The organism is Paenibacillus algorifonticola (assembly GCF_050481745.1).
GTDB classification, from domain to species: Bacteria; Bacillota; Bacilli; order Paenibacillales; family Paenibacillaceae; genus Pristimantibacillus; species Pristimantibacillus algorifonticola_A.
Genome location: NZ_JBCNGR010000008.1, coordinates 789,300 through 812,167, shown reverse-complemented (window position 1 = coordinate 812,167; position 22,868 = coordinate 789,300). Strand labels below are relative to the sequence as shown.

General features: G+C 51.2%; 17 protein-coding genes. 13 read left to right on the top strand and 4 right to left on the bottom strand.

From position 1 onward, the window contains the following. Positions 1-63 precede the first annotated feature (63 nt). The 8 genes from ABEW34_RS11125 (at position 64) to ABEW34_RS11090 (ending at position 13,249) form a co-directional block, all read left to right on the top strand. Complete coding sequence (locus ABEW34_RS11125) at positions 64-1,512, top strand: copper resistance D family protein (RefSeq protein WP_430158240.1); 1,449 nt, start codon at positions 64-66, stop codon at positions 1,510-1,512. 22 nt (positions 1,513-1,534) lie between these two features. After that, a complete protein-coding gene (locus ABEW34_RS11120) occupies positions 1,535-2,395 on the top strand; it encodes a sensor histidine kinase (RefSeq protein ID WP_430158238.1) in 861 nt (286 codons plus the stop codon). A gap of 55 nt (positions 2,396-2,450) precedes the next feature. Then, positions 2,451-2,837 (top strand): RidA family protein, encoded by a 387-nt coding sequence (locus ABEW34_RS11115; RefSeq protein WP_430158235.1) that lies wholly within the window; start codon positions 2,451-2,453, stop codon positions 2,835-2,837. Positions 2,838-2,959: 122 nt separating this feature from the next. Next, a complete protein-coding gene (locus tag ABEW34_RS11110; RefSeq protein WP_053435337.1) occupies positions 2,960-3,535 on the top strand; it encodes a dihydrofolate reductase family protein in 576 nt (191 codons plus the stop codon). Positions 3,536-4,044: 509 nt separating this feature from the next. After that, positions 4,045-4,851 carry a copper amine oxidase N-terminal domain-containing protein gene (locus ABEW34_RS11105; RefSeq protein WP_430158232.1) on the top strand — a complete coding sequence of 269 codons (807 nt, stop codon included), beginning with the start codon at positions 4,045-4,047 and terminating at the stop codon, positions 4,849-4,851. 413 nt (positions 4,852-5,264) lie between these two features. Then, on the top strand, positions 5,265-6,296 hold the full coding sequence (gene pheS / locus ABEW34_RS11100; RefSeq protein ID WP_430158229.1) for a phenylalanine--tRNA ligase subunit alpha: 1,032 nt from the start codon (positions 5,265-5,267) through the stop codon (positions 6,294-6,296). Between the two features lie 24 nt (positions 6,297-6,320). Beyond that, positions 6,321-8,765, top strand: coding sequence for a phenylalanine--tRNA ligase subunit beta (gene pheT, locus ABEW34_RS11095; protein WP_430158226.1), 2,445 nt, complete (start codon positions 6,321-6,323; stop codon positions 8,763-8,765). A 578-nt stretch (positions 8,766-9,343) separates the two neighbouring features. After that, positions 9,344-13,249: a hypothetical protein gene (locus tag ABEW34_RS11090; protein WP_430158223.1), complete on the top strand. Its 3,906-nt coding sequence runs from the start codon at positions 9,344-9,346 to the stop codon at positions 13,247-13,249. 168 nt (positions 13,250-13,417) lie between these two features. Here ABEW34_RS11090 and ABEW34_RS11085 read toward each other — a convergent pair whose 3' ends face one another. The 3 genes from ABEW34_RS11085 to ABEW34_RS11075 all read right to left on the bottom strand — a co-directional run bounded on the left by ABEW34_RS11085 (position 13,418) and on the right by ABEW34_RS11075 (position 15,347). After that, positions 13,418-14,098 carry an SDR family NAD(P)-dependent oxidoreductase gene (locus ABEW34_RS11085; RefSeq protein WP_430158220.1) on the bottom strand — a complete coding sequence of 227 codons (681 nt, stop codon included), beginning with the start codon at positions 14,096-14,098 and terminating at the stop codon, positions 13,418-13,420. 285 nt (positions 14,099-14,383) lie between these two features. After that, the gene (locus tag ABEW34_RS11080; RefSeq protein WP_430158217.1) at positions 14,384-14,755 is read right to left on the bottom strand and encodes a cupredoxin domain-containing protein; all 372 of its coding nucleotides are present in this window, start codon (positions 14,753-14,755) and stop codon (positions 14,384-14,386) included. Between the two features lie 214 nt (positions 14,756-14,969). After that, the gene (locus tag ABEW34_RS11075) at positions 14,970-15,347 is read right to left on the bottom strand and encodes a phage holin family protein (protein WP_056034380.1); all 378 of its coding nucleotides are present in this window, start codon (positions 15,345-15,347) and stop codon (positions 14,970-14,972) included. Positions 15,348-15,549: 202 nt separating this feature from the next. Between ABEW34_RS11075 and ABEW34_RS11070 the strand changes: the two genes are divergently transcribed. From ABEW34_RS11070 to cysK, 5 genes are all read left to right on the top strand, one after another. After that, positions 15,550-17,919, top strand: a complete 2,370-nt coding sequence (locus ABEW34_RS11070; RefSeq protein WP_430158214.1) for an endonuclease MutS2 — start codon at positions 15,550-15,552, stop codon at positions 17,917-17,919. Between the two features lie 73 nt (positions 17,920-17,992). Next, on the top strand, positions 17,993-18,415 hold the full coding sequence (locus tag ABEW34_RS11065; RefSeq protein ID WP_430158212.1) for a DUF350 domain-containing protein: 423 nt from the start codon (positions 17,993-17,995) through the stop codon (positions 18,413-18,415). Positions 18,416-18,530: 115 nt separating this feature from the next. Further along, positions 18,531-19,061, top strand: coding sequence for a hypothetical protein (locus ABEW34_RS11060; RefSeq protein ID WP_430158209.1), 531 nt, complete (start codon positions 18,531-18,533; stop codon positions 19,059-19,061). A 335-nt stretch (positions 19,062-19,396) separates the two neighbouring features. Next, positions 19,397-20,740 carry an MFS transporter gene (locus ABEW34_RS11055; protein WP_430158206.1) on the top strand — a complete coding sequence of 448 codons (1,344 nt, stop codon included), beginning with the start codon at positions 19,397-19,399 and terminating at the stop codon, positions 20,738-20,740. A 28-nt stretch (positions 20,741-20,768) separates the two neighbouring features. Next, complete coding sequence (gene cysK / locus ABEW34_RS11050) at positions 20,769-21,686, top strand: cysteine synthase A (RefSeq protein ID WP_430158203.1); 918 nt, start codon at positions 20,769-20,771, stop codon at positions 21,684-21,686. A gap of 8 nt (positions 21,687-21,694) precedes the next feature. Here the strand turns inward: cysK and ABEW34_RS11045 are convergent, their stop codons facing one another. Further along, complete coding sequence (locus ABEW34_RS11045; protein WP_430158201.1) at positions 21,695-22,825, bottom strand: CotH kinase family protein; 1,131 nt, start codon at positions 22,823-22,825, stop codon at positions 21,695-21,697. Positions 22,826-22,868: the final 43 nt, after the last annotated feature.

The following is a 22,868-nucleotide window of genomic DNA, read 5'->3' as shown; positions in this document are numbered from 1 at the left end:
CCTTTGCTGTCTTGTAAGGTAAACTGTTACAAGAGGATAACTGAAGGAAGGGATATTTGCAGCATGATTTTAAAATTAATCTCCCGGAGCAAACAGCTTGTACAGCATTCACCTGCAAGAATAACAGCTTTGTATGCGGTGCTGGCTTTGCTTCTGTTTAGCGCTGTGCTGTTAGTTGGCCTCATGCCAGCCGATGCACATGCAGCGCAAATCTTAGAGCCAAAGCAGATTTCTGTTGCTCTCCCAACACTGGCAGCAAGCTTTAATCCGCATGAGCAGGTTGGACATGACCAGATGGAAAATATGGATCACGGCCACGACAGTGGTCTTAGTGTTGGCACAGCCTTATTTTATACAGCAAGAATTGTGTATTACACCGCGCTGCTGCTGGCGGCCGGGCTGATGTTGTGGTTCAGCGGCATACGCTCAGGAAGCGATGAACAGCGCAAACGAATGCAGCAATGGAGCCTGCCAATGATGCGGGTGCTGCTGCTGGCTTCTCTATTGTATGTATTCGCCAGTGCGCGAAACTTGATGGAAGGCTACGGAGGCGGAGGGCCGGAATGGGTGAGGCTGTTCACCGAAACGAATACTGGCCAAGCATGGCTTACGCTGCTTATATTGTCGCTTCTCGGTTTTGTCGTTATTAAAGCCAGCGATACGTTCAAGCTCATCTGGGCACTGCTATTGCTCGCCATTGAGAGCTGGAGCGGCCATGTGGCGGCGCTGCAGTCGAATATGAATTTGGGCATCGTCCTTGATTTTATCCATCTTGCGTGTGCGGCTGTATGGAGTGGGGGCTTGGTGATTTTGCTTGGTCTATGGTTTGCTGATCGGAAGGAAGCGGGGCGCTTTGCAGAACGATTCACGACAGCAGCCTGGATATCCATGGCGCTGCTTGTTATTACAGGTGCTTCAATAACGCTACTGCTGCTGCCAAGCCTGTCGTATTTATTTTATACAAGCTGGGGGATATGGCTAATTGTGAAAATCGCGCTGGTCGCGCTCGTCATCGTCACAGGCGCTTTGCTTCGTGCTCGTGTTCGGAGGGGGGAGCTGCCACACGGCTTGATGCTGAAAGTGGATGCAAGCTTAATGCTGGCGATTACGCTCATTGTCGGCGTGTTCACCTATATGAGCCCACTACCAGACAATGCGCCAGTCCGATTTCATAAGATGGGGGAAACGCGCCATTTTACTGTTAATATAACGCCGAATGAGCCAGGAACGAATCAATTCGAGGTGAAAATATGGCTGCCGGAGCAGCTGGGCGAGCCTTCTGAAGTAAAGCTGCTGCTGCATTCGCGTGACAGAAAGCAGCTTGCGCCATTTGAGGTGCCGCTGGCGATTTTTGCGGATAAGTCGTATGAATCGTTTCCTGGTTTTGTGAGAACGTCGTACCATGCAGAGCAAATGGACATCCCATTCCCCGGGAAATGGACTGCCGAGCTGAAAGTGGTCGATAAGAGCGGGGGCAAGCTGGACGAAAGCATCGATTTTGAAAACTATTAATGCAAGCTGGGAGCGGTAGCGGGTGTCATATCGATGGTTGAAATGGTTGATCTTGTGGATTCCAACACTTACAATAGGACTTTGGGAATATGTCCGGCATGCGTTCCTGCTGCCATACATTTCAATGGATTTGGGCAATGTGCTTGCTCCTGTGCTTGTTTTTTTAGTCACATTGACGCTGCTGCGCGGTTTGTTCAAGCGATTGGAGCTAATGCAGGACGCGCTGCAGCGCGAACGGCTGTCGAAATCTGCGTTTGAGCAGCGCGAGAAGCTGGCTCGCGAGCTGCATGACGGCATTTCGCAGTCGCTGTTTCTGCTTTCCGTGAAGCTGGACAGCTTGGAGCATGCCCATACTCCAGAAGGCGTTCGTCAGACTACTGAGCAAATTCGCGGGACAGTCCGCCATGTGTATGAGGATGTTCGCCAGTCCATTGCCAACTTGAAATCGTCAACAGCTGCAAGTCCTGCTGAAGGGCCTTGGCGAGCGGCCATTCATTCCCTTGCCGAGGAGCTGCGGGAAGCTGGGGGCTATACCGTTGAAGTCAATTGGCAATTGTCCGAGCATGCGCTGTCGGACAAAGAGAAGGTTGAGCTGATGGCGATTGTGCGTGAGGCACTGATGAATATTCGCAAGCATACGCATGAGGCACATGTGAGCATCGCCTGCTATCCGCTTGAAGGCGGAGCACTGGGCAGCTTTCATTGTATCGTAGCGGATACAGGGCGAGGGGCAGACGCCGAGCAGTTGGAGGCGAAAGGCCGCTATGGCATTCGTATGATGCGTGAACGGGCAAAGCAGATGGGCTGGACGCTTCGTGTAAAGAGCGAGCGGGACCAAGGAACGTGTGTGGAAATAATGACGAAGCCGTTAAGCGGCAGTTAACGTGAAGACAACGATTGCTGGAAGCACAAATTATAATACGGTGGGAGAGATCGGGATGAACAGAAAACAGGTATTTACGGGTTCCCCGTGGGAGCCGCTCGTCGGCTACTGCCGCGCTATTCGTGTTGGCAATCGAATTGAGGTTGCAGGAACGACGGCGATGAAAGATGGCGAAGTAGTGGGCAAAGGAGATCCATACGAGCAAACTCGGTTTGTGCTGCAAACGATCGAGAAAGCTTTGGCTGAATTAGGGGCGAGCATGTCCGATGTTGTGCGGACCAGAATGTTCGTTACCGACATTTCAAAATGGGAAGAAATCGGCAAAGCGCATGGTGAGTTTTTCCACACGATTCAGCCAGCAGCCACGATGGTAGAAGTCAAAGCACTCATTGATCCGCTCTTGCTGGTCGAAATAGAGGTTGAAGCCATATTACAACAATAAGTCTAAATAACAGCTCCTCGTTCATCGTAAAGATGGGCGGGAGCTGTTTTTCGTTGCTTTTGTTTAGGCGTTGTTAAACCTTTATAATGTAGATATCCCTCATGAACAAAGGAGAACTGAAAATGAGAAAACTCGTTCTATTTCTGCACGCATCGCTTGACGGTTTTGTAGAAGGGCCGAATGGTGAAATGGACATTGGCTGGGTTTCCTACGATGCTGATTTGGAGAAACACGCGAAAGAAATTCTGAGTACTGCCGACACTGTCATTTGGGGGCGTGGGACTTATCAGATGATGCACAGTTACTGGCCATCTGTGCCTTCGAACCCATCAGCTTCGCAGCATGAACGGAATCATGCCGAGTGGATCGAAAAGACAGCCAAAATCGTTTTTTCCACGACGCTGGAGAAAGTCGAATGGAATAATTCCAGACTCGTGAAAGAAGATGTCGAGGAAGAGATCAATAACCTCAAACAGCAGCCGGGCAAGGATATGGTCATCCTTGGTAGCCCTAGGTTCGCACACCACCTTATGCAGCTTGATTTAATTGATGAGTATAAAATTACGGTTTCTCCCGTCCTGATCGGTAAGGGATTGCCGTTATTCCAAGGTCTCAAGGAGAAGATCAATCTTAAGCTAATCGAAAACAAGACCTTTGATTCTGGAGCCATAGGTCTCGTTTACCAGACAGTAAGATGACCTTGTCACTTAAGGTGATTAAGCTAACAGGAGAGATCTTCTTATGGTCATAAGTCAACATTAGAATTTAACATAGCCTTTGTTTAAAAAGAATCTTTTTTCAGAGGTGTTGTTTAAATATCAGTGCAAATAAGTTAAAGCGGTTTCAAAGCCTATATATCTGTTACGCTGAAAAGCCGCTCGAAAAAAGCATCGGATTTCAAAGTGACACATGAGCGCGAAATCGAGCAGTTCAGAAAGTTCAATCAATATGTCAAGCAGACTCTATTAGAATAGCGGCTGCTTGAAGCTAGTGGCGCCATCTTTCAATGATGGCGCTTTTTTTGCGAGCCTGTACATAAAGCATCCAAGCCGAGAAATAAAATTTTGGCGATGCTGAAAAATAACTTGAAGTCCAAATTAAGTATGTTTCCCCTAGGTGGCTAGTAAAGTAACTTTTTTTATAATTCCACGTCTAAATAAATAGAGAAAAAGACAACACGGATTTTTTGATGATGGAGGTTAATATGATGTTGAAAAAATTCACGTTGGGCTTAATGGCAGCTGCAGTGCTGGCTGTCCCAGCTCTTTCCGCACCTGTTTTTGCGGCTGATCGGCCCATAGAGCTTAACAATGGAAAATTGAAGGACAACCGGATGCTGATTCCGCTGCGCGATGTTGCACAACATATGGGGGCAGTTGTAGAGTGGAACCAGCAGCTTCAAACGATTGAAATCCAAAAAGACGATATTGAAATGCTCCTTACGATTAACTCAAAAAAGGTGCTTGTCCATCAAGCTGAAACGGAGCTCGACGTACCAGCGCAATTAATCAACAACACGACCTATGTTCCTCTGCGGTTCGTAAGTCAAATACTGGGTGCAGATGTAGACTGGAATTCATATGGCCAAGTCGCAACGATTACACTCGAAGGGAAGCAGCTTGTTGTATATGTGGAGCCGGTTAAGCTTTTGGCCGCTGAAAAAGCTTCAGCAGCCCGCCTGAAGCAGCTGTCCGATAAATTAAACGAAGCAGCCGATGTGTCATCCTTGAAGCAGATTCGCACTTATTTCAAGCCTTATTTTACCGACCGTCTCATTAATGTCATCATTCAAAATAAAGGGCTGGAGTATCATTATACGTTTAAAGATCCTGTAACGTCTGGCAGCTATAGGACCAAAACAACAGGAAGCTTTCTTCAATCGCTGGATATTGGCCATGATGCATGGGAAACGGAATTTATCATGCGAGACACCAAAATAATCAAGGTGAATGGCATATGGAAGGCGGATAGCGTCAGCTTTACCAAAGGCAAAATTCCGATTTCGGGAGCTTAAGTCGGGCAAATTGCATGCCAGTTATTGCATCGCGCCATTCATTTGCTTATAATGTAAAAGATATTGTATCCATATGAGTTGAAATGCTGAGACGGAGAAAAGTAAGCAGTGCCTTCACACAGGGAGAAGTCGCCATGGATTGAGAGCGTCTTTCGTGAAAACAGGCTGTCTGAAGTTCGCTCCTGAGCAGACTTCTGAACCCGGCGTGGCGCCAGCAGGTGCTGCATGTCCGCAAATAGGAATGTTTCGGTTCCCGCCGTTAATGGGATTGAGGAGCAAGCTCTTGCGTCCCTGTCGGTATAGAGGGGAGAAAGCAGATTGCTCGAATTAGGGTGGTACCACGGTTCTTTCGTCCCTTGCGGGAAGAAGGGGCTTTTTTTGTGTGTTCAAAAGAATGAGGAGGCGAGCATCAGATGAAGGAACGTTTGGAGGCTTTGCGCGGCGAAGCGCTGCAGGAGCTGCAGCAGGTAGACAATCCGCAAGTGCTTAACGATCTGCGGGTAAAATATTTAGGAAAAAAAGGCGCGCTCACTGAAATTTTGCGCGGCATGGGCGGACTTAGCGCAGAAGAGCGTCCAATTATCGGCCAGGTCGGCAATGACGTGCGTGCGGCGATTGAAGCGGTAATCGAAGAGAAGCAGGCGGTATTCCAGCAGGCCGAGACGGAAGCGCGCTTACGCGGCGAGACGATCGATGTGACCCTGCCGGGCAAAGCATTGCCAACTGGAGCCGTGCATCCGCTAAACAAGGTAGCGCAGGAGATTGAGGATATTTTTATCGGACTAGGTTATACGATTGCGGAAGGCCCGGAAGTCGAGACGGATTATTACAACTTTGAGGCGCTGAACCTGCCGAAAAACCATCCGGCGCGCGACATGCAGGATTCGTTTTATATTACGGAGGATATTTTGATGCGCACGCAAACATCCCCGGTTCAAGTCAGAACGATGCAAGCGATGAAAGGCAAGCCGATCAAAGTTATTTGTCCAGGCAAAGTATACCGCCGCGATGATGACGATGCGACGCATTCCTTTCAATTCAATCAAATTGAAGGGCTCGTTATTGCGCCTAACATTCGCATGAGCGATCTGAAAGGCACGCTGCTGCAATTTGCCCAGCAAATGTTCGGCTCACAAACGCAAATCCGTCTTCGTCCGAGCTTCTTCCCATTCACAGAGCCAAGCGCGGAGGTTGACGTAAGCTGTGCGCAATGCGGCGGACATGGCTGCCGGATGTGCAAGCAGACGGGCTGGCTGGAAATTCTCGGCTGCGGCATGGTGCATCCACGCGTACTGGAGATGGGCGGCTATGACCCTAAGGAAGTTAGCGGTTTCGCCTTCGGCATGGGGGTAGAGCGCATTGCGCTGCTGAAATACGGCATTGACGATATTCGTCATTTCTATACGAACGATCTTCGGTTTTTACAACAATTCGCGAGAATGTAGCAGGAAAGGAAGGGGAGCAAAGCGATGAAAATTTCGTATCAATGGTTGAATGAATATGTTGATTTATCTGGCTTTACGGGCGCAGAGCTTGCCGAAAAAATGACGCGCGGAGGCATTGAGATCGACGAGGTGGAATCCCGCAACAAGGGAGTGACAGGCGTCGTTGTCGGCTATGTCAAATCGCGCGAAAAGCATCCGGATGCGGATAAGCTGAACATTTGCAAAGTGGACGTAGGCACAGGCGAAGAGCTGCAAATCGTATGCGGAGCCAAAAATGTCGATGCGGGACAGCTCGTTCCGGTCGCTACCGTTGGAGCAAAGCTGCCGGGCGATTTGCACATTAAGCGCGCGAAGCTGCGCGGCGTAGAATCGCAGGGCATGATCTGCTCGGCGAAAGAGCTTGGCATTAATGACAAGCTGCTGCCGAAGGAGCAGCAGGAAGGCATTCTCGTATTGCCGCCGCATACGGTAATCGGAACGCCAATCGAGGATGTGCTTGGGCTGAACGACGAGGTGCTGGAGCTGGACTTGACACCGAACCGTTCGGATTGCCTAAGTGTAATCGGCACGGCGTATGAAATCGGCGCATTGACTGGCCGCGAGGTGCGTATTCCTGAGCCGGTTATTGCACATGCTTCCGAGCGCACAGACAGTCATGTACAAGTGACGATCAGCGCTCCTGAGCAGTGCTTCCACTACAGTGCGCGTTACATTAAAGGCGTGAAAATTGGCGAGTCTCCGCTATGGCTGCAAAATCGCCTTATTGCCGCAGGCATTCGTCCGATCAACAACGTCGTTGACGTAACAAACTTTGTTCTGCTTGAGTATGGCCAGCCGCTTCACGCCTTTGATGCAGATCAAGTGAAAAGTGGACGAATCGACGTGCGTTTGGCGCAAGAAGGCGAAACGATGCTTACGCTCGATGATCAAGAGCGCCGCCTTGAGCCGCAAATGCTCGTCATTACAGACGGCGAGAAGCCAATCGCGCTTGCGGGCGTCATGGGTGGAGCGAGCTCGGAGGTAACGGGCGATACGGTTAATATTTTGCTGGAATCGGCTAGATTTGATGGTGGTACCATTCGCAAAACATCGCGCCAATTTGGTCTGCGCTCAGAATCCAGCATTCGCTTCGAGAAGGAAGTGGACCCGGGCCGCGTTATTCCGGCGTTGAACCGCGCAGCTGCGTTGATTACGGAGCTTGCAGGCGGACTCGCTACGGAGGGTATCGTGGAAGTGACGACAGCTCCGGCGAAGCAGCAGGTCGTTGAAGTAGCCTTGGCTAAAATCAACCGCTACCTCGGCACCGAACTGTCCAGCCTTGAAGTGCAGACGATTCTGAATCGCCTAAGCTTCGGCTACAGCGTTAGCGAGGAAGATGTATTCCAAGTGGAAGTGCCATCGCGCCGCGGCGACATTTCGTATGATGTGGATTTGATTGAGGAGGTTGCCCGTCTTTACGGTTATGACAACATTCCGACAACACCGATTTTCGGCGATGTAACGCCAGTTGCGCTGACGAAGCCGCAAGCGATTCGCCGCGAGCTGCGCAAGCGTCTGACGGATGCTGGCCTGCATGAAGTCATCAGCTATTCGTTCACAGGACCTGAACGGACACAGCTGTTCCCTGCCTTGTCGGGCGAATCGACGAAGGCTGTCAAGCTGTCGATGCCGATGAGCGAGGAGCGCAGCGTGCTGCGAACGACGCTGATCGCGCAACTGCTGGAAACGGCAGCTTATAACCGCAATCGCAAAAACGAGTCGGCTGTCATTTTTGAAATCGGCAGCGTGTTCCATACCGAAGAAGAGAAGCTGACGCATCTTCCTCAAGAGAAGCATCGCTTCGCGGCATTGCTGACGGGAAACCGTGTAGAGCCGCAGTGGAACCGCAAGGCGGTAGCTGTTGATTTTTATGATGCCAAGGGCGTTCTGGAAACGGTGTTTGCCGTACTTGGCATTACTGATAAGGTGAGCTATGCCGCGGCGCAGCCGGAGCATTTTCACCCGGGAAGAACGGCGGCTGTTCAACTGGAAACCGAGCATGGAACAGAAGTCATCGGCTACGTGGGTCAGCTTCACCCAACGCTGCAGCTGGAAAGTGATCTGGCGGATACGTATGTGCTGGAAATCGAGCTTGCGCCGCTTTATCAGCTGGCAGGCGACGACATCGTCTACAAGGCGCTTCCACGTTATCCGGCAATGCAGCGTGACATTGCTGTTGTGCTCGATATGGGAGTGCCTGCAGGCGAGCTGACTGCCCTTGCATGGCAAACGGCTGGCGAGCTGCTGGAGTCTGTACGCGTGTTCGACGTCTTCACGGGCGAGAAGCTGGGAGCGGGTAAAAAGAGCGTAGCGCTTTCGCTCGTTTACCGTCACGCAGAACGCACATTGACCGATGAAGAAGTGACCGAGCTGCATGCGAAGGTCGTTGCTGGATTAGAACAATCTTTTGCAGCAGAATTAAGAAAATAGGCAGGAAACCTTCCACGCCGTATCGAAATAGTTCCTTGTGAACTAACGATACGGCTTTTTGCTTTGTTTTTGAGCAGGAGCAGGCCTTTGGACGGATTTTCCTGGGCAGATGCCCGTGTCGTCTTGTCATCAAAACTTGTTCTTTTTGTTAGTTGAAACATGGATAAATAGTTGCTTGCGAGTCTGTGTTGGATTATGGGTTGAAATATAAAGATGAGAAAAGCTTCATACCGGAGACATAAGCAGTCGGTTACACTTATATTTGAAATGTAGGAAGGTATATTTTAAGCTATCCCTTCTCTATATTTCTCGGAGTGAAACGCGCTGCGCCGCCAGAGGATGGCGACAGCCGTTTCACCTTGAAATATAGGAAAGGATAGATATGGCCATCCCTTCTCTATATTTCTCGGAGTGAAACGCGCCGCGCCGCCAGAGGATGGCGACAGCCGTTTCACCTTGCTATAATAAAACTATAATATAAGACTCTATGTGATATGTTCTTCTATATATAAGGATTGGGGAAACCATCCTGCTGATTGATAAGGGAGCGAGAAACACCTATAGGAGGATAATGCTTTATGGATACTGAGCAAACTGTAGTAACCGTTGATATATATGGGCACCAATATCGTTTGAAGGGCCATTCCAACTCAGAATATATGCGGCGTATTGCCGGAATGATAGATGATAGCATGAATAAAATTGCTAAAGGTTATCCGCAGCTGGACCTGCCAAGAATCGCAGTGCTTGCAGCTGTGCAGATGACGGAGGAAGTGTTTCGCCTGCGCCGCGACAATGAGTCGCTGCATGAGGCTGAGGCGAAGCGGCTAGTTCTTGCCGAGCAGCTTGAAGAGCTCCAAGGGATGATGGCAAGCTTGCGCGAGGAGTATCAGGCTTTGCAGGTAAAGGCGGAAATCGATCTGCAGGAGCTGCAGGAGGTTTTTGAATCAGAGCTGGAGCAGGCGAAAAAGAAAGCGGCCGAGGAACTGATGCATGCGCTCGCAGTAGCGGAAAATCAGCTGAAGGATATGCTGGCAGAAGCCGATGAGCGGCTTGCAGCGCAGCAGCAGGAAGCATCGGAAGCGCTTGCGCGCCAGCGCGAGGAAGCGTCGGAGACGCTTGCTGCCCAGAAGCTGACGCTTGAAGGCGCGCTTGCGCGTGAACAGGCCAGTGCAGCGGAAAAGCTTGCGGAAGCCGAGGCAGCTGCTGAAGAGCAAGTGGCGCGCGAGCGCGTTGAGGCGGCTGCGAAGCTGGCGGAAGCAGCCGAAAAGCTGATCGAAGCGGAAATCGTAGCGGAAGAGCTGCTGGAACGTGAGCGAGCGGAAGCAGAAGCGAAGCTCGCTGAGGCGAGGAGTGCGGCGGATGAGGCGATTGCGCGCGAGCGTGCGGAAGCAGCCGAAAAGCTGATCGAGGCGGAATTGATCGCCGAGGAGCAGTTGGAGCGCGAGCGTGCCGAAGCGGCAGAGCGGCTTGCGGAAATGGTTGAAAAGCTAGCCGAAGCGGAAGCATCTGCACAGGAGCAGCTCGTGCGTGAGCGTGAAGCAGCGGCAGTTAGCCTTGCGGAAGCGCAGAGTGGAGCAGAAGCGAAGCTTGCGCGTGAGAGAGCTGAAGCTGCGGCAAAGCTAACCGAAGCGGAAGCGAAAATTGCCGAGACTGCAGCGAAAATTGCGGAAGTAGAGGAAAAGCTGATCGAGGCGGAATTAACCGCCGAGGAGCAGCTTGCACGTGAGCGCGAGGCAGCCGCCGTGAAGCAGGCGGAATTGCGGAGCGGAGCGGAAGCGGCACTTGCAGAGGCGCGCGCGGAAGCCGCTGCAAGCTTGGCGGCGGCCGAAGCGACTGCGAAGGCGGAGCGGGAACGCGAGCAGGCAGAGGCGGAAGCGAAGCTGCTGGAAGCAAAAGCGGAGCTGGAGCAGGAACGCGCGGCAGCGACGGAGCTGTTGACGGAGGCGGAAGCATCTGCGCAGGAGCAGTTGGAGCGTGAACGTGCCGAAGCAGCTGCTAAACTGGTGGAAGCTGAAGCAAGAGCCAGCGAAGCAAGAAGCATCGCGGCAAGAGAGGTTGCGCGGGAGCGCGAAGCCGCTGCTGCGAAGCTCGCAGAGGCGCAGCGCGTAGCGGAAGAGATGCTGAAGCGCGAGCGTGAGGAAGCGGCAGCCAAGCTGGCAGCAGCCGAAGCGGAAGCGCATGCTGCCGAAGAGCAAGTGGTGCGCGAACGGCTAGAAGCCGAAGCGAAGCTGCTGGAAGCAAAAGCGGAGCTGGAGCAGGAACGCGCGGCAGCGACGGAGCTGTTGACAGAGGCAGAAGCGTCTGCACAAGAGCAACTGGAGCGCGAACGTGCGGAAACGGCGGCTAAGCTTGCTGAAGTCCAGAAAGCTTTGCAGGAGCGAATGGAGCGCGAGCAGGCAGATGCAGCATTGAAGCTAGTGGAGGCGAAGATTGCCGCAGATGAGGGGCTTGCACGCGAACAAGCGGAAGCAGCTGCGAAGCTGGCTGAAGCCGAGGCGGCCGCGCGAGCTAGCATCGAACGTGAACGTGCGGAAGCGGCAGCGAAGCTAGCGGAGCTGGAAGCTTCAGCACAAGCAGAACTGCAACGCGAGCAGGCAACTGCCGCAGAGCTGCTTGAAGAAGCGGAAGCGGCATTGTCTGCAGAGCGTGCTGCTAAAGCCCAAGCGATTGAGCTTGCTGCCCATCAGCTAGCCGAGCGTGTAAACCAGCTCGAGCAAGGTTGGCAAGCGAAGCTTGAGCAGCGTGAAGAGGAATGGAAGCTGGAGCTGTCTAATACGGCTGAACAGCAGCAGCAGCAGCTTGACGAGCATGAGCAGCGTTTGCTTGCAGAAGCATCGGCTAATGTCGAAAAGCTGGTGTCCGCACATATGAAAGAGTTAACGGAGCAGGAGCAAACCTTGAAGGCTGACCTCGCTTTGCGATATAAAAATTGGGAAGAAGAGCGGGCTAAGCTGCAAAGAGCTGTTGCCGAGCTTCAAGAAACAGCTGTCAAGGAAAAAGCTGCGCTTGAACAGCGTATTTCCGTGGCAGATGACCACTTATTGCAAGCTATGGAGCAGGAAGAAGCATTGCGCTCCTCCCTTGCAGTACTAGAGCAGGAGCGCCAGGAGCGTGACGCCGAGCTAAGCGAAATTCGACAGCAGCTGGACGAGCTGCATGTTATAAATGAGCAGCATGCCGAAACGCGTTCGCAGTTAGGCAATAGATTGAAGGAAGCCGAAGCGCAAATTGCTGAGCAGGCTAAGCATTTGGCGAATGAAGCGGTTAAAGCGGATGCGGCTGAATTGCGTGTAATGGAGCTGCAGGAAGAGCTTGCCAAGCTTCAGCAGCTGCAGCAAGATCGTCAAGCTCACTTTGAGCAGGCTAGAAGTGAGCAAGAGCAGCAATATCAAGATCGGCTTGCAGCATTTGAACAACAGCTAGAGTCCCAGATCCAGCTTCATGAAGAATGGAAAAAGAATGCGGAAGAAAAACAGCTGGAGCAAGAAATTCAGTTCGAAGAAGAGCGTGAAGCGCTGGAGCTGCGGCTTCGTGAGCAGAAGCAAGCACTGGAGGCAACGAAGCGTGAGGGCGAAGCAGCTCGAGGAGAGCTTGCGCTTAAGCTGCGTGAGCTGGAGCAAGCACTCGAAGCCAAGCAGCGGGAAAGCGAAGCTGCTCATGGGGAGCTTGCACAGGAGCATCAGCGGCAGCTTGCTATGCTGGAGCAGCAGCGGGATGATGCAGCGAACCAGCTCAAGCAGGATTTTGCCGATCAACTGGAGCTGTTGAAGCTAGAACAAATGGAGCAGTCGGAGCAGCTGGAACGTGATTGCTCGGAGTTAAGATCGCAGCTCCGCGAGAAGCAAGCGGAATACGCTAGATTCATTGAGCAGCAGAAGCAGCAGTTCGACGAGCAATACCGTGAACGCGAGCTGAAAGTGGAGCAGCAGCATAAGGATGAACAGGCTGCATGGCAAAGCAAGCTGGAGGAGCTTCAGGCGAAAGTAGAACGGGCAGAGTTCCACGAGCTGGAGCTGGATGAAAAGCTGGGAGAGCTGGCTCGGCACGAGCAGGAGCTTACAGAGCAGCTTGAATTGATTGCGGCACGGGAGCGTATTGCAGCTCAGCAGCTCGACATATTACTGCACAAACAGCAGGAGCTGGACGAGCAAATGGAGCAAGAACGCAAGCGCTCTGAGCAATTGACAGATGAATTGAACCGAATGATTGCGGAAGAAGCCGAGCGTCAAGCTGGCGAGGAGCATCTGAAGGAGCAGCTGGAGGCCGCTTTGGCGCAAGCCGCTGCGGCAGCCCAGCAGAGTGAGCAAGTTGATCAACGCAGGCAGCAGCTTGAGCTGGAGTGGTCTGAGGCCGTTCACTCGGCGGAGCAGCTGCGGGCAGAGCACGAGAAGCTTGCGATCGAGCATGGCAAGCTGGCGCACGAGTACTCCTTGCTGCAAAACGAATACAATGAATGGATTGAACTAATCGAGCAAAGCTAGCTTTACACAAAAAACCGTTTATCTCGCCCAGTGCCCCGGCACAGCGATAATAAACGGTTTTTTGTGCATATTGCTGCGCTGCGGTGGCGCAAAAAAAACCTGGAATAAAGCAGCGAGCAATTACCCGTGCTTCATTCCAGGGATTTTGATATATAGCAGCTCGTCAGATTATCCATAGCTGACCGTACTGCCTGTTGGGCCGCCGCGAGGCAGACTTGCGAGGCGCAGCAAATCTGGTGTGACAACTGCCGGGTCCTTGCCTGTGGCATGCATTTCGGTACGTAGCGTGCCAGGATTGTATAAATTAATGAGAATGCCATATTCATGTTCTTCATCAGCGAGTGTCCGGGTTAGCGATTCAAGTCCTGCTTTGGCGGCACTGTAAGCGCCATAACCTCCGGCACCGTTCCAGGAAAGGCCCGATGTAATATTAATAATGCGTCCATAGCGTTCTTTACGCATATATGGAATGACAGCTCTGGATAAATAAAAGGGTCCTGTCAAATTAGTAGCAACTTGCGTATGCCAGTTTTCAGAAGTCAACTCAATAACATGTCCAGACTCCAGCACGGCGGCATTATTGAGCAAAATGTCAATTTTTTCCCACTTGCCGACAGCTAGTATAACCGCTTGCTTAATTTGCTGTTCGTCGGTGACATCTGTAGGTATAACAAGCGATTCCCGTCCTGTAGCCTCTTTTATCGCCTCAAAGGTTTCTTGGAGCTTGTTCAATCGCCGGCCCAGCAGCACGACCTCTGCGCCTTCTTTTGCGAACGATAGAGAAGCGGCCCTTCCGAGCCCGCTGCCTGCGCCGCTTACAATTGCCACACGCCCATTTAAAAGGCTCATCGTATCTCTCCTTTCGGCTTTTGCGAGAAAAACTTCGTAAGCGCTAACTTTTAGCTATAATGACCATCTTATCAAAGGGAAGCGGGAAGTGAAAGTGCGGCAGTTATCAATTTTTCTTACAGGGTAGCAAAAGAAAAATGATATTTCAGTCCATTATCTTAAAAGACTTAAACTGATCGCAATATAATTTGAGTATGCATAAACAATAAAAACCGCCAGCACTCTCTTTATGATGAGCGTACGGCGGCTGGATGCTGGATGCAACAAGCTCCAATCCATGCAAATTTATTCAACAATAAGCTTTGCTTGCATTTTAGTATGGCCTGTACCACAAGGCACATTGCAGACGATGGTATATTCGCCAGCTTTCAGCGAAATGGTTTTGGATTTATTGTTTGGAATCGTAATATCGGTTTTGGTAACCTGGAGGCCATGAACGCCATCCGTTGACTCAAGCTTGAGGTTGACAGCTTCGCCCTGCTTGATTTTGTATTCGGCTTGCTCAAATTCCCAGCTCTTTGCTTTAATAACAACTTCAGCTGCACTGGCATCTGTATCTATAACGCCGCCGGCTTCGCTCGACCCCCCGCTTGTCCCGCATGCGGCAATGATTGCAACGAAGCACATCACGGCAGCAAGATAAATCCACTTTTTCATCTTGTTCGGCTCCCTTTCTGTCTACACGCTTTATGACTCGGAATTATTTTCCGCATCGCTTTTATTGTAACCCAATTTTCCCAAACTGACAGCATCTGAAGGTGACAAATTGTTGAATGGCTTGATGAAAAAGCCCTTGACCATCACTCAGAGAGCGACAGACAAGGGCTGACAAGCGTACGGCTTCCGCTAACGACGCATCGGGATTAATGCTTTAATGGTCGCTGCTGCGGCGGTCGTGATCGGATCGTCCGGCTTCATATGGCGTGCTGACGGGAATGAACAAGTCGATAATCCCGATCACGAGCGCAGCCAGAATGGCACCGAGCCAAGTAACCGAAACGCCGCTGACGATAAATTGGGCAATCCAGATGACGACGACACTGGCGATGAAGCCGACGATGCCCCGTCCAAATGGCGTAACCTTTTTGCCGAAAATCGCTTCGATTATCCAGCCCAACACAGCAATGACGATAGCCAGCATTAAAGCGCTCCAAAAACCACCCACGCTGAACTGCGGCACAATCAAGCCCACAAGCATTAATACAAGAGCTGCTACGATGAACCGAACAACATGGCCTAAAAAGCTCATGCATTCAACCTCCTCAATTGATTTGAAATCCTTCACTACGGCCTGTGAAAAATCAACGGATTTTGCATGTCGACCAGGCTGGATATTGTGATTCCTTCGTATTGTAGCCAGTTTTCGCCGGAACATGTATGGAAGGTAACGTCATGCCCGTGCATCAAAGCGTTGATTCGGCTATAATATAAGGGCGAGAGGAGTGTTACGCTTGGATAGTAAAATATTAACAACACTTGAATTTCACAAAATTATACATAAATTGACACAGCACGCAGCGACATCGCTCGGCAAGGCTGAGGCAGAGAAGCTTGCTCCAAGCTCCGATTTGGAAATGGTTAAGCTGATGCTTCAAGCGACGGATGAGGCTTATAAGGCCGACCGTCTTAAGGGCAATCCGCCATTTGGCGGCATTACCAACATCAGCAGCTCGCTTCACAGATCGCGCATCGGTGGAACGTTGAACCCGGTGGAGCTTATGGAAATTGCTTCGACGTCCAGAGGGGCTAGGCGGGTTAAACGTCATTTGGAAAATCTGCATGAGGATGATCCGATTCCGTTGCTGCATGAAACATCTGACCAGCTCAGCGAGCACAAGGAGCTAGAGGATGCGATTTTTGATTGCATTGACGATCAAGGTGAAGTTATGGATAGCGCGAGTGTCCAGCTCGCTTCGATACGCAGGGAGCTTCGTGGAGGCGAATCGCGCATCCGCGAGAAGCTGGAGCAAATGATTCGTTCTTCCTCGGTGCAGAAAATGCTCCAGGACGCTATTATTACGCTGCGAAGCGACCGTTATGTCATTCCGGTGAAGCAGGAGTACCGCTCGCATTTTGGCGGCATTGTGCATGACCAGTCTGGCTCGGGGGCTACGCTGTTTATTGAGCCGGAAGCAACGGTTGTCATGAACAACAAGCTGCGTGAGCTGAGAGCGGCAGAGCTGCGCGAAATTGAGAAAATTTTGCAAATGCTGACCGCGAAAGCGGCCGATCATGTTGAGGATTTATTGTATAACCAGGAGCTGCTCGGCAGGCTGGATTTTGCTTTTGCCAAGGCGCGTCTTGGGCATGAGATGAAGGCGACGCTGCCACGGATGAATGATCGAGGCTTTCTGAAAATCAAAAGAGGGCGTCACCCGCTCATTGCGGCGGACAAAATCGTGCCGATTGATGTCGAGCTTGGCAATACGTACACAGCCATTATCGTAACGGGACCGAATACAGGCGGTAAAACCGTTTCGCTCAAAACAGTAGGCTTGCTCAGCCTGATGAGCATGTCCGGCTTGTTCGTTCCGGTTGAGGACGGCAGCCAGCTTTGCGTATTTGACGCTATTTATGCCGATATCGGTGACGAGCAAAGCATTGAGCAAAGCCTTAGTACGTTTTCCAGCCATTTAGTCAATATTATTCGCATTCTGAAATCCATGACGGCGAAAAGCCTCGTCCTGCTCGATGAGCTAGGCGCAGGCACTGACCCGGCTGAAGGCTCAGCTTTAGCCATTGCGATGCTGGAGCATATTCATAGCATGGGCAGTCGTATTATTGCCACGACCCACTACAGCGAGCTTAAAGCGTATGCCTACAACCGCAAGGGTGTCATCAACGCAAGCATGGAGTTTGACATTGCTACGCTAAGCCCAACGTATCGTTTGCTTGTAGGTGTTCCAGGCCGAAGCAACGCTTTTGCGATTGCAGAGCGGCTTGGCCTGAGCAAAACGATTATCGATCATGCGCGCGGCGAAGTGAGTGAAGAGGATCAGCGAGTTGAAAATATGATCGCTTCGCTCGAAGCCGACCGATTGAATGCGGAAAGTGATCGCCAGACGGCGCAGTCGCTGAGGCAGGATATGGAGAAACAGCGTGGACGGCATGAGGCGGAGCTGCGCAAGTTCGAGGAGCAGCGCGACAAAATGCTTGAGAAGGCTCAGGAGGAGGCGCGCGGGGCAGTTGCAAAAGCACGCCTGGAGGCCGAGAAGATTATTTCGGATCTGCGCAAGCTGGCGTTGGAGGAAGGCGCTTCTGTCAAGGAGCATAAGCTCATTGAAGCCCGCCGCAAGCTGGATGAAGCGGTGCCTGAGCTGCACAAGAAGAAAAATCGTCCTTCTAATGCCGGACAACAGAAGGCAGCTCGCAAAATCGAAGCCGGAGACGAGGTTATGGTTTACAGCCTGAATCAGAAAGGGCTTATCGTCGAGGTGCATGGAACGGATGCGACCGTGCAGCTGGGCATAATGAAGATGAAGGTAGCGGTTGCCGATATGGAGCTGATTAAGCCCGCCGCTCCGCTGAAGCAGCAGCCTAAGCAGGCAGCCAGCGTGAAGCGCTCCAGAGATGAAAATGTGAAGATGGAGCTTGACCTCAGAGGCTCGAATTTAGAGGAGGCACTTATGGAGGTTGATCAATTTCTCGATGAATCCTTCCTCTCCGGCATCGGTCAGGTTTATATTATTCACGGACATGGCACTGGCGTGCTGCGATCAGGCATACAACAATATTTGCGCAAGCACAGCCATGTGAAAAAATACCGCTTGGGCAACTATGGTGAAGGCGGAGCCGGCGTTACGGTTGCCGAGCTGAACTAATTGAGCTGGCTGTAGCCTGCAAGGCGCAGCCGCTGTATCATTTTCGCAATTCGGTTAAAGGAGGAGTAACGCCATGAGCAATGAGGTCGATGTGCTGCTTGACAATTCCTACTTGGCAATGCTGCTTTATATATCCATTGTGGTTCTCTCGCTTCTCGTTTTTTTATGGGTGTTCGAAGTCGTTACCCGCTACAACTGCTGGAAAGAAATTAAAAATGGCAACGTTGCTGTCGCGATGGCGACGGGTGGGAAAATTTTCGGGATATGCAATATTTTCAGATTTTCGATTGAAGCGAATGATTCCATTTACCAAAGCATGATTTGGGGAGCATTTGGTTTTGTTATTTTGCTGGGCGCTTATTTCCTTTTTGAGTTTTTGACACCGGTATTTCGCATCGATGATGAAATCGCACGCGATAACCGGGCTGTTGGCTTAATTGCTATGATTATTTCCGTTTCACTTTCGTATGTCATTGGCGGTGCCATTGTGAGCTAGAATGCAGGAGGATCGACATGAAATATTTATGGGGAACATTGCTGGCTCTCGCCATTGTTTTTTTTAGCATCGGGGTTTATTACGTAATCAACAATTAAATGGGGGGCAATCAAGGATGGAAGAGCAAGTGGTATGTCCATGGTGTTTGACGGAAATTGTATGGGATGAGGAAATCGGTCCCGAAAAGCATTGTCCGCATTGTGAAAATGAGCTGGATGGCTACCGTACGCTGCAATTCGGCGTCGATAATGACCGCGATGAGGATGATGAGGAAGAGGAGCCGGAGTGGGAGCAGGAAGACGGCAGCGATCAGGCAGCGGGCAGTGGCTGGGATGAGGCAGATGATGGCTTCCGCAGAACGCACCGCGACTGGATTGGAGCGCAAGGCAAAGTACAGCAAATCATTAATGAGCAGGAGGAGGCGCCGGAATGTCCTTCCTGCCGAGAGTATATGCTGGAAGCAGGCAAGCATAAGATAGCGACAGGCTTCTTCGAGCCAACGCTGCATCCCGCATTGGGACAGTCTTTGCTTCAGCCCCCTTTTGAGCTAAAGCTTTATGTGTGCCCATCATGCTTCCATACGGCATCGCAGCTAAGCGGCAATGACCGGGAAGGAATGCTGAGGGCACTCGCTTCTGAAGATTAATATCAAAAGTTAATATTAAACAGCCGGACAACGCGGTTTTGACCTGATTCGACGAGGTCACCGCGCTTGCTCCGGCTTTTTTTGAAATATAAGCGTTTATAAGTTTCCCCTTATTAACGGCTTATATTTCACTCTCGAAGCGGTAGCTTTGCAGCCAGAGAACGGCAATAGCCGTTTACGTTTTTATCTCTAGCCTATAAATGCCAGCATCATCAGCGGCATGCAGCTGACGCAAGTAGGGAACCTTATATCCACCTAAACAAATGCAGGGGCAGCATACCGGGCGGGAAAGCTAGCTAGCCTATGCAGCCGGTTGCCGGGGAAGGGGTGCGAAAATGAAACAGAACAAAGGTGAATTCAGATCTATTACTGGATCTAGTGACGGATCTGATGGAGGTACTGGGGCAAAAACACGCATGAAAACATCGATGAAATTGGGGCCATTTGGCCGCCCAGCCATGCTGGGAAGAACGCCTACAGGCGGCGTATTGGATCGCCAGGCCATATTGCTTCTGGCTGTTCAAGCGTTATTCGGCATTGCGCTTGCGCTCTCAGGAACATTCGTGCCTATCTACTTATGGAAAGCCAGCTCATCCTATATGCTGGTCGGCTGGTTTACGATGAGCCAGTATTTAACGTGCGGCATTACCTTTTGGCTGGCGGGAAAATGGGTTAAAGAATATAATAAAATGAACAGTCTCCGCACAGGCATCGTGCTGTCGGGGACTTTTTATTTCACAGTACTCATGCTGGGCAAGCTGGCGGCGAGCTATATTATTCCGCTGGGGATATTGAATGGCTTAGCGCTGGGGTTATTCTGGGTCGCATTTGATGTCATATATTTTGAAATTACCGAGCCGGACAATCGCGACCGCTTCAATGGCTGGTCTGGGCTGCTTGGCTCTGGTGCGGGGATTTTGGCGCCGTGGGTATCAGGCTTGCTTATTACCTCGATGCGCGACGAGCGCGGCTATCAGATCATATTTACGGCATCTCTTGTCATACTGGCCTTTTCGGTTGTGCTGAGCTTCTGGCTGAAGAAACGAAAGCAGGAAGGCAGGCGTTACAGCTGGACGCATGGCTTTCAGCAGCTTGCCATTCCCGGCAATCCGTGGCGTAGAATGCTGCCAGCTGTCGTAGCTCAAGGAGTACGAGAAGGTGTATTTCTTTTTTTAGTTGGCTTGACCGTCTATATCGCCACGCAAAATGAGGCCAAGCTGGGCAGCTTTACGCTCATAACCTCTTTCGTTGCCCTAATCAGCTTCTGGCTGGTCGGCAAGCGGTTGTCCCCGCGCAATCGCAAGCGGGCGATGCTAGTTGGGACTGTCATGAATGGACTGGTCATATTGCCTTTGTTTTACGAGGTGAATTTTACGAATTTATTGTTATTCGGTATTGGGACGTCGATATTTATGCCGCTCTACATTATACCGATGACTTCAAGGGTATTTGATTTAATTGGGGAATCGCAGTCCAGCGGTGGAGAACGCGAGGAATATATCGTCTTGCGGGAAGCGGGTCTGACGCTTGGACGGGTGCTTGGGCTGAGCGGCTATCTGGTTGTGCTGACGCAAAATCATTCTCCGCTGGCGATCGTCTGGCTGCTGTTCGTAGTCGGCTCGGTGCCTGTTATTGGCTGGTGGATGATGCGGCCATTGTTGGAACAAGAGACATCATGATTCATGGGAAACAGGGGGTATAACAATTATGCCAAAAATCGTATCAAGCATTATTGATTTAGTGGGTGAAACGCCTATTGTGAAGCTGAACCGTCTGGCGGAGGAAGGCTGCGGAGATGTTTTCGTAAAGCTGGAATATTTTAACCCGAGCGGCAGCGTTAAGGATCGGGCGGCAGCTTCCCTTATTCAAGCTGGAGAGCTTAGCGGCCATATTAAGCCGGGATCCACGATTATAGAACCGACTAGCGGAAATACGGGCATTGGACTGGCTATGGGGGCGGCAGCTAAAGGCTACAAGCTTATTTTGATCATGCCGGACAATATGTCTCAGGAGCGTATTAAGCTGCTTCGTGCCTATGGCGCGGAAGTGGTATTGACACCCGCGGCCGAGCGAATGCCTGGTGCGATTGCCAAGGCGGCGGAGCTGGCGAAGAATATTCCAGGCAGCTTTATTCCGAATCAGTTTGAAAATAAAGCAAACCCCGATGCTCATCGCGGTACGACAGCAAGGGAGATATTGCAGCAGATGGAAGGGTCGCTCGATGCTTTTGTTGCCTGCTCAGGTACAGGCGGCACGATTACAGGAACCGGTGAGACGCTGAAAGCCGCGCTTCCGAATTTACATATTGCCGTTGTGGAGCCTATGGGTTCGCCTGTATTGTCCGGGGGAGTGCCTGGACCGCATAAGCTGGTGGGCACAAGTCCCGGCTTTGTGCCGGCTATACTGAATGTTTCCGTCTATGATGAAATCATTCAGGCGGCAGATGACGATGCAATCGCTATGATGAAGGCGTTGGCCCGTCAGGAAGGCTTGCTGCTCGGCCCTTCTTCAGGAGCTGCCGTATGGGCGGCTTTTCAGGTGGCTCGCCGCCTTGGAGCCGGCAGCAGAGTGCTCAGTATTGCACCCGATACAGGTGAGCGTTACTTAAGCATGGAGTTATTTTAAAAGCGGCTTTAATGAATTTTAACTTTAAGGGCGGCAACATCAACATCAGCTGTCTTCTTCGTGAGCTTCCAGCTTTTTAAAGCGTTTCTAATAAGAGCGCGCCTCTCCTTCACATAATTCAATATGAAGTCGGGCTCACTCAAATACGTATTAAAGCTGCTTTTTCGCGTGTAATCCTCTTGAATGGCTGGCGTCAGCTTGCTGTACATCGCGCTCACCATCCGCTTCACCTGTTCCTCCGTAAATGCTGTTTGCAGCAAACGGAGCAGGATGGAGCGGTATTTGCGTTTATAGGCCGGAATGGCCAGCAGTTTGTCCGTCAGCGTATTATAACCTTCCACCCGCACCAGATCACTTCCACATGGCTTGCCGTAGCAATTTCTTCCCCATGTTCCTTCATAATCCCAAGGCATCATCCGGTATTTTCCCGTTTTCCCATGTACATAAAGCGCGTAGTTTTGATCAAAGCCATCATAGTTCCCCGTAAGCACAGCTCCCGCGAGCCAGAGCAAATATTGGTCGACATCCAGGCGTTTTTCCGTCCAAGAGCTCCATTGCAGGCGGGTTTTATGCTTGCGGTTAATGCCGCTTACGAAGCGGATTAGGCGCAGCTCGGAGGCCGCAAGTCCCGATACAAGTTCATAGCCGTCAAAGAGCGAATCCTTCCGTCGCTCCGTAATGGGATCTATCAGGCTGAAGTTTGCGCTGTCATTGACCGCATAAATAATGGCGCGGCAGCCAATGCCTCTTCTGCGAAAAAATCTGGGATCGACGGATTCAATCTCTAAATAGACGCCTTGAGGGGCGCCATTAATGACGAGCCAAATATGACGGGTACGCGGCGATGGCACGCCAATCTGATTGAAAAATTGGAAGGACAGCGCATTGCGAATCATCGAAGGATCATCAAACTCGGCGTTCCAATGCAGCGTCAAGCCGGTTGTCGTTCTGACTTCATAGGATTTTTTAAAATAATTCCTCGTATGACCGCCGCGATAGCCAAAAGTGGCTTCTCTAGATTTTCCATTCATATTTAGCTGAACGGGCTGGAACGTATGGCTCCAGGAATCCTCCTGCAGCTCCTGTAAATGATCAGGTTCAATCGTAATTTCACGAATCGGCAGCGTTTGGGTTGACATAGGGCTTCCACCTCCATCAGGCAGATCCGCCTATCGTCCTCAG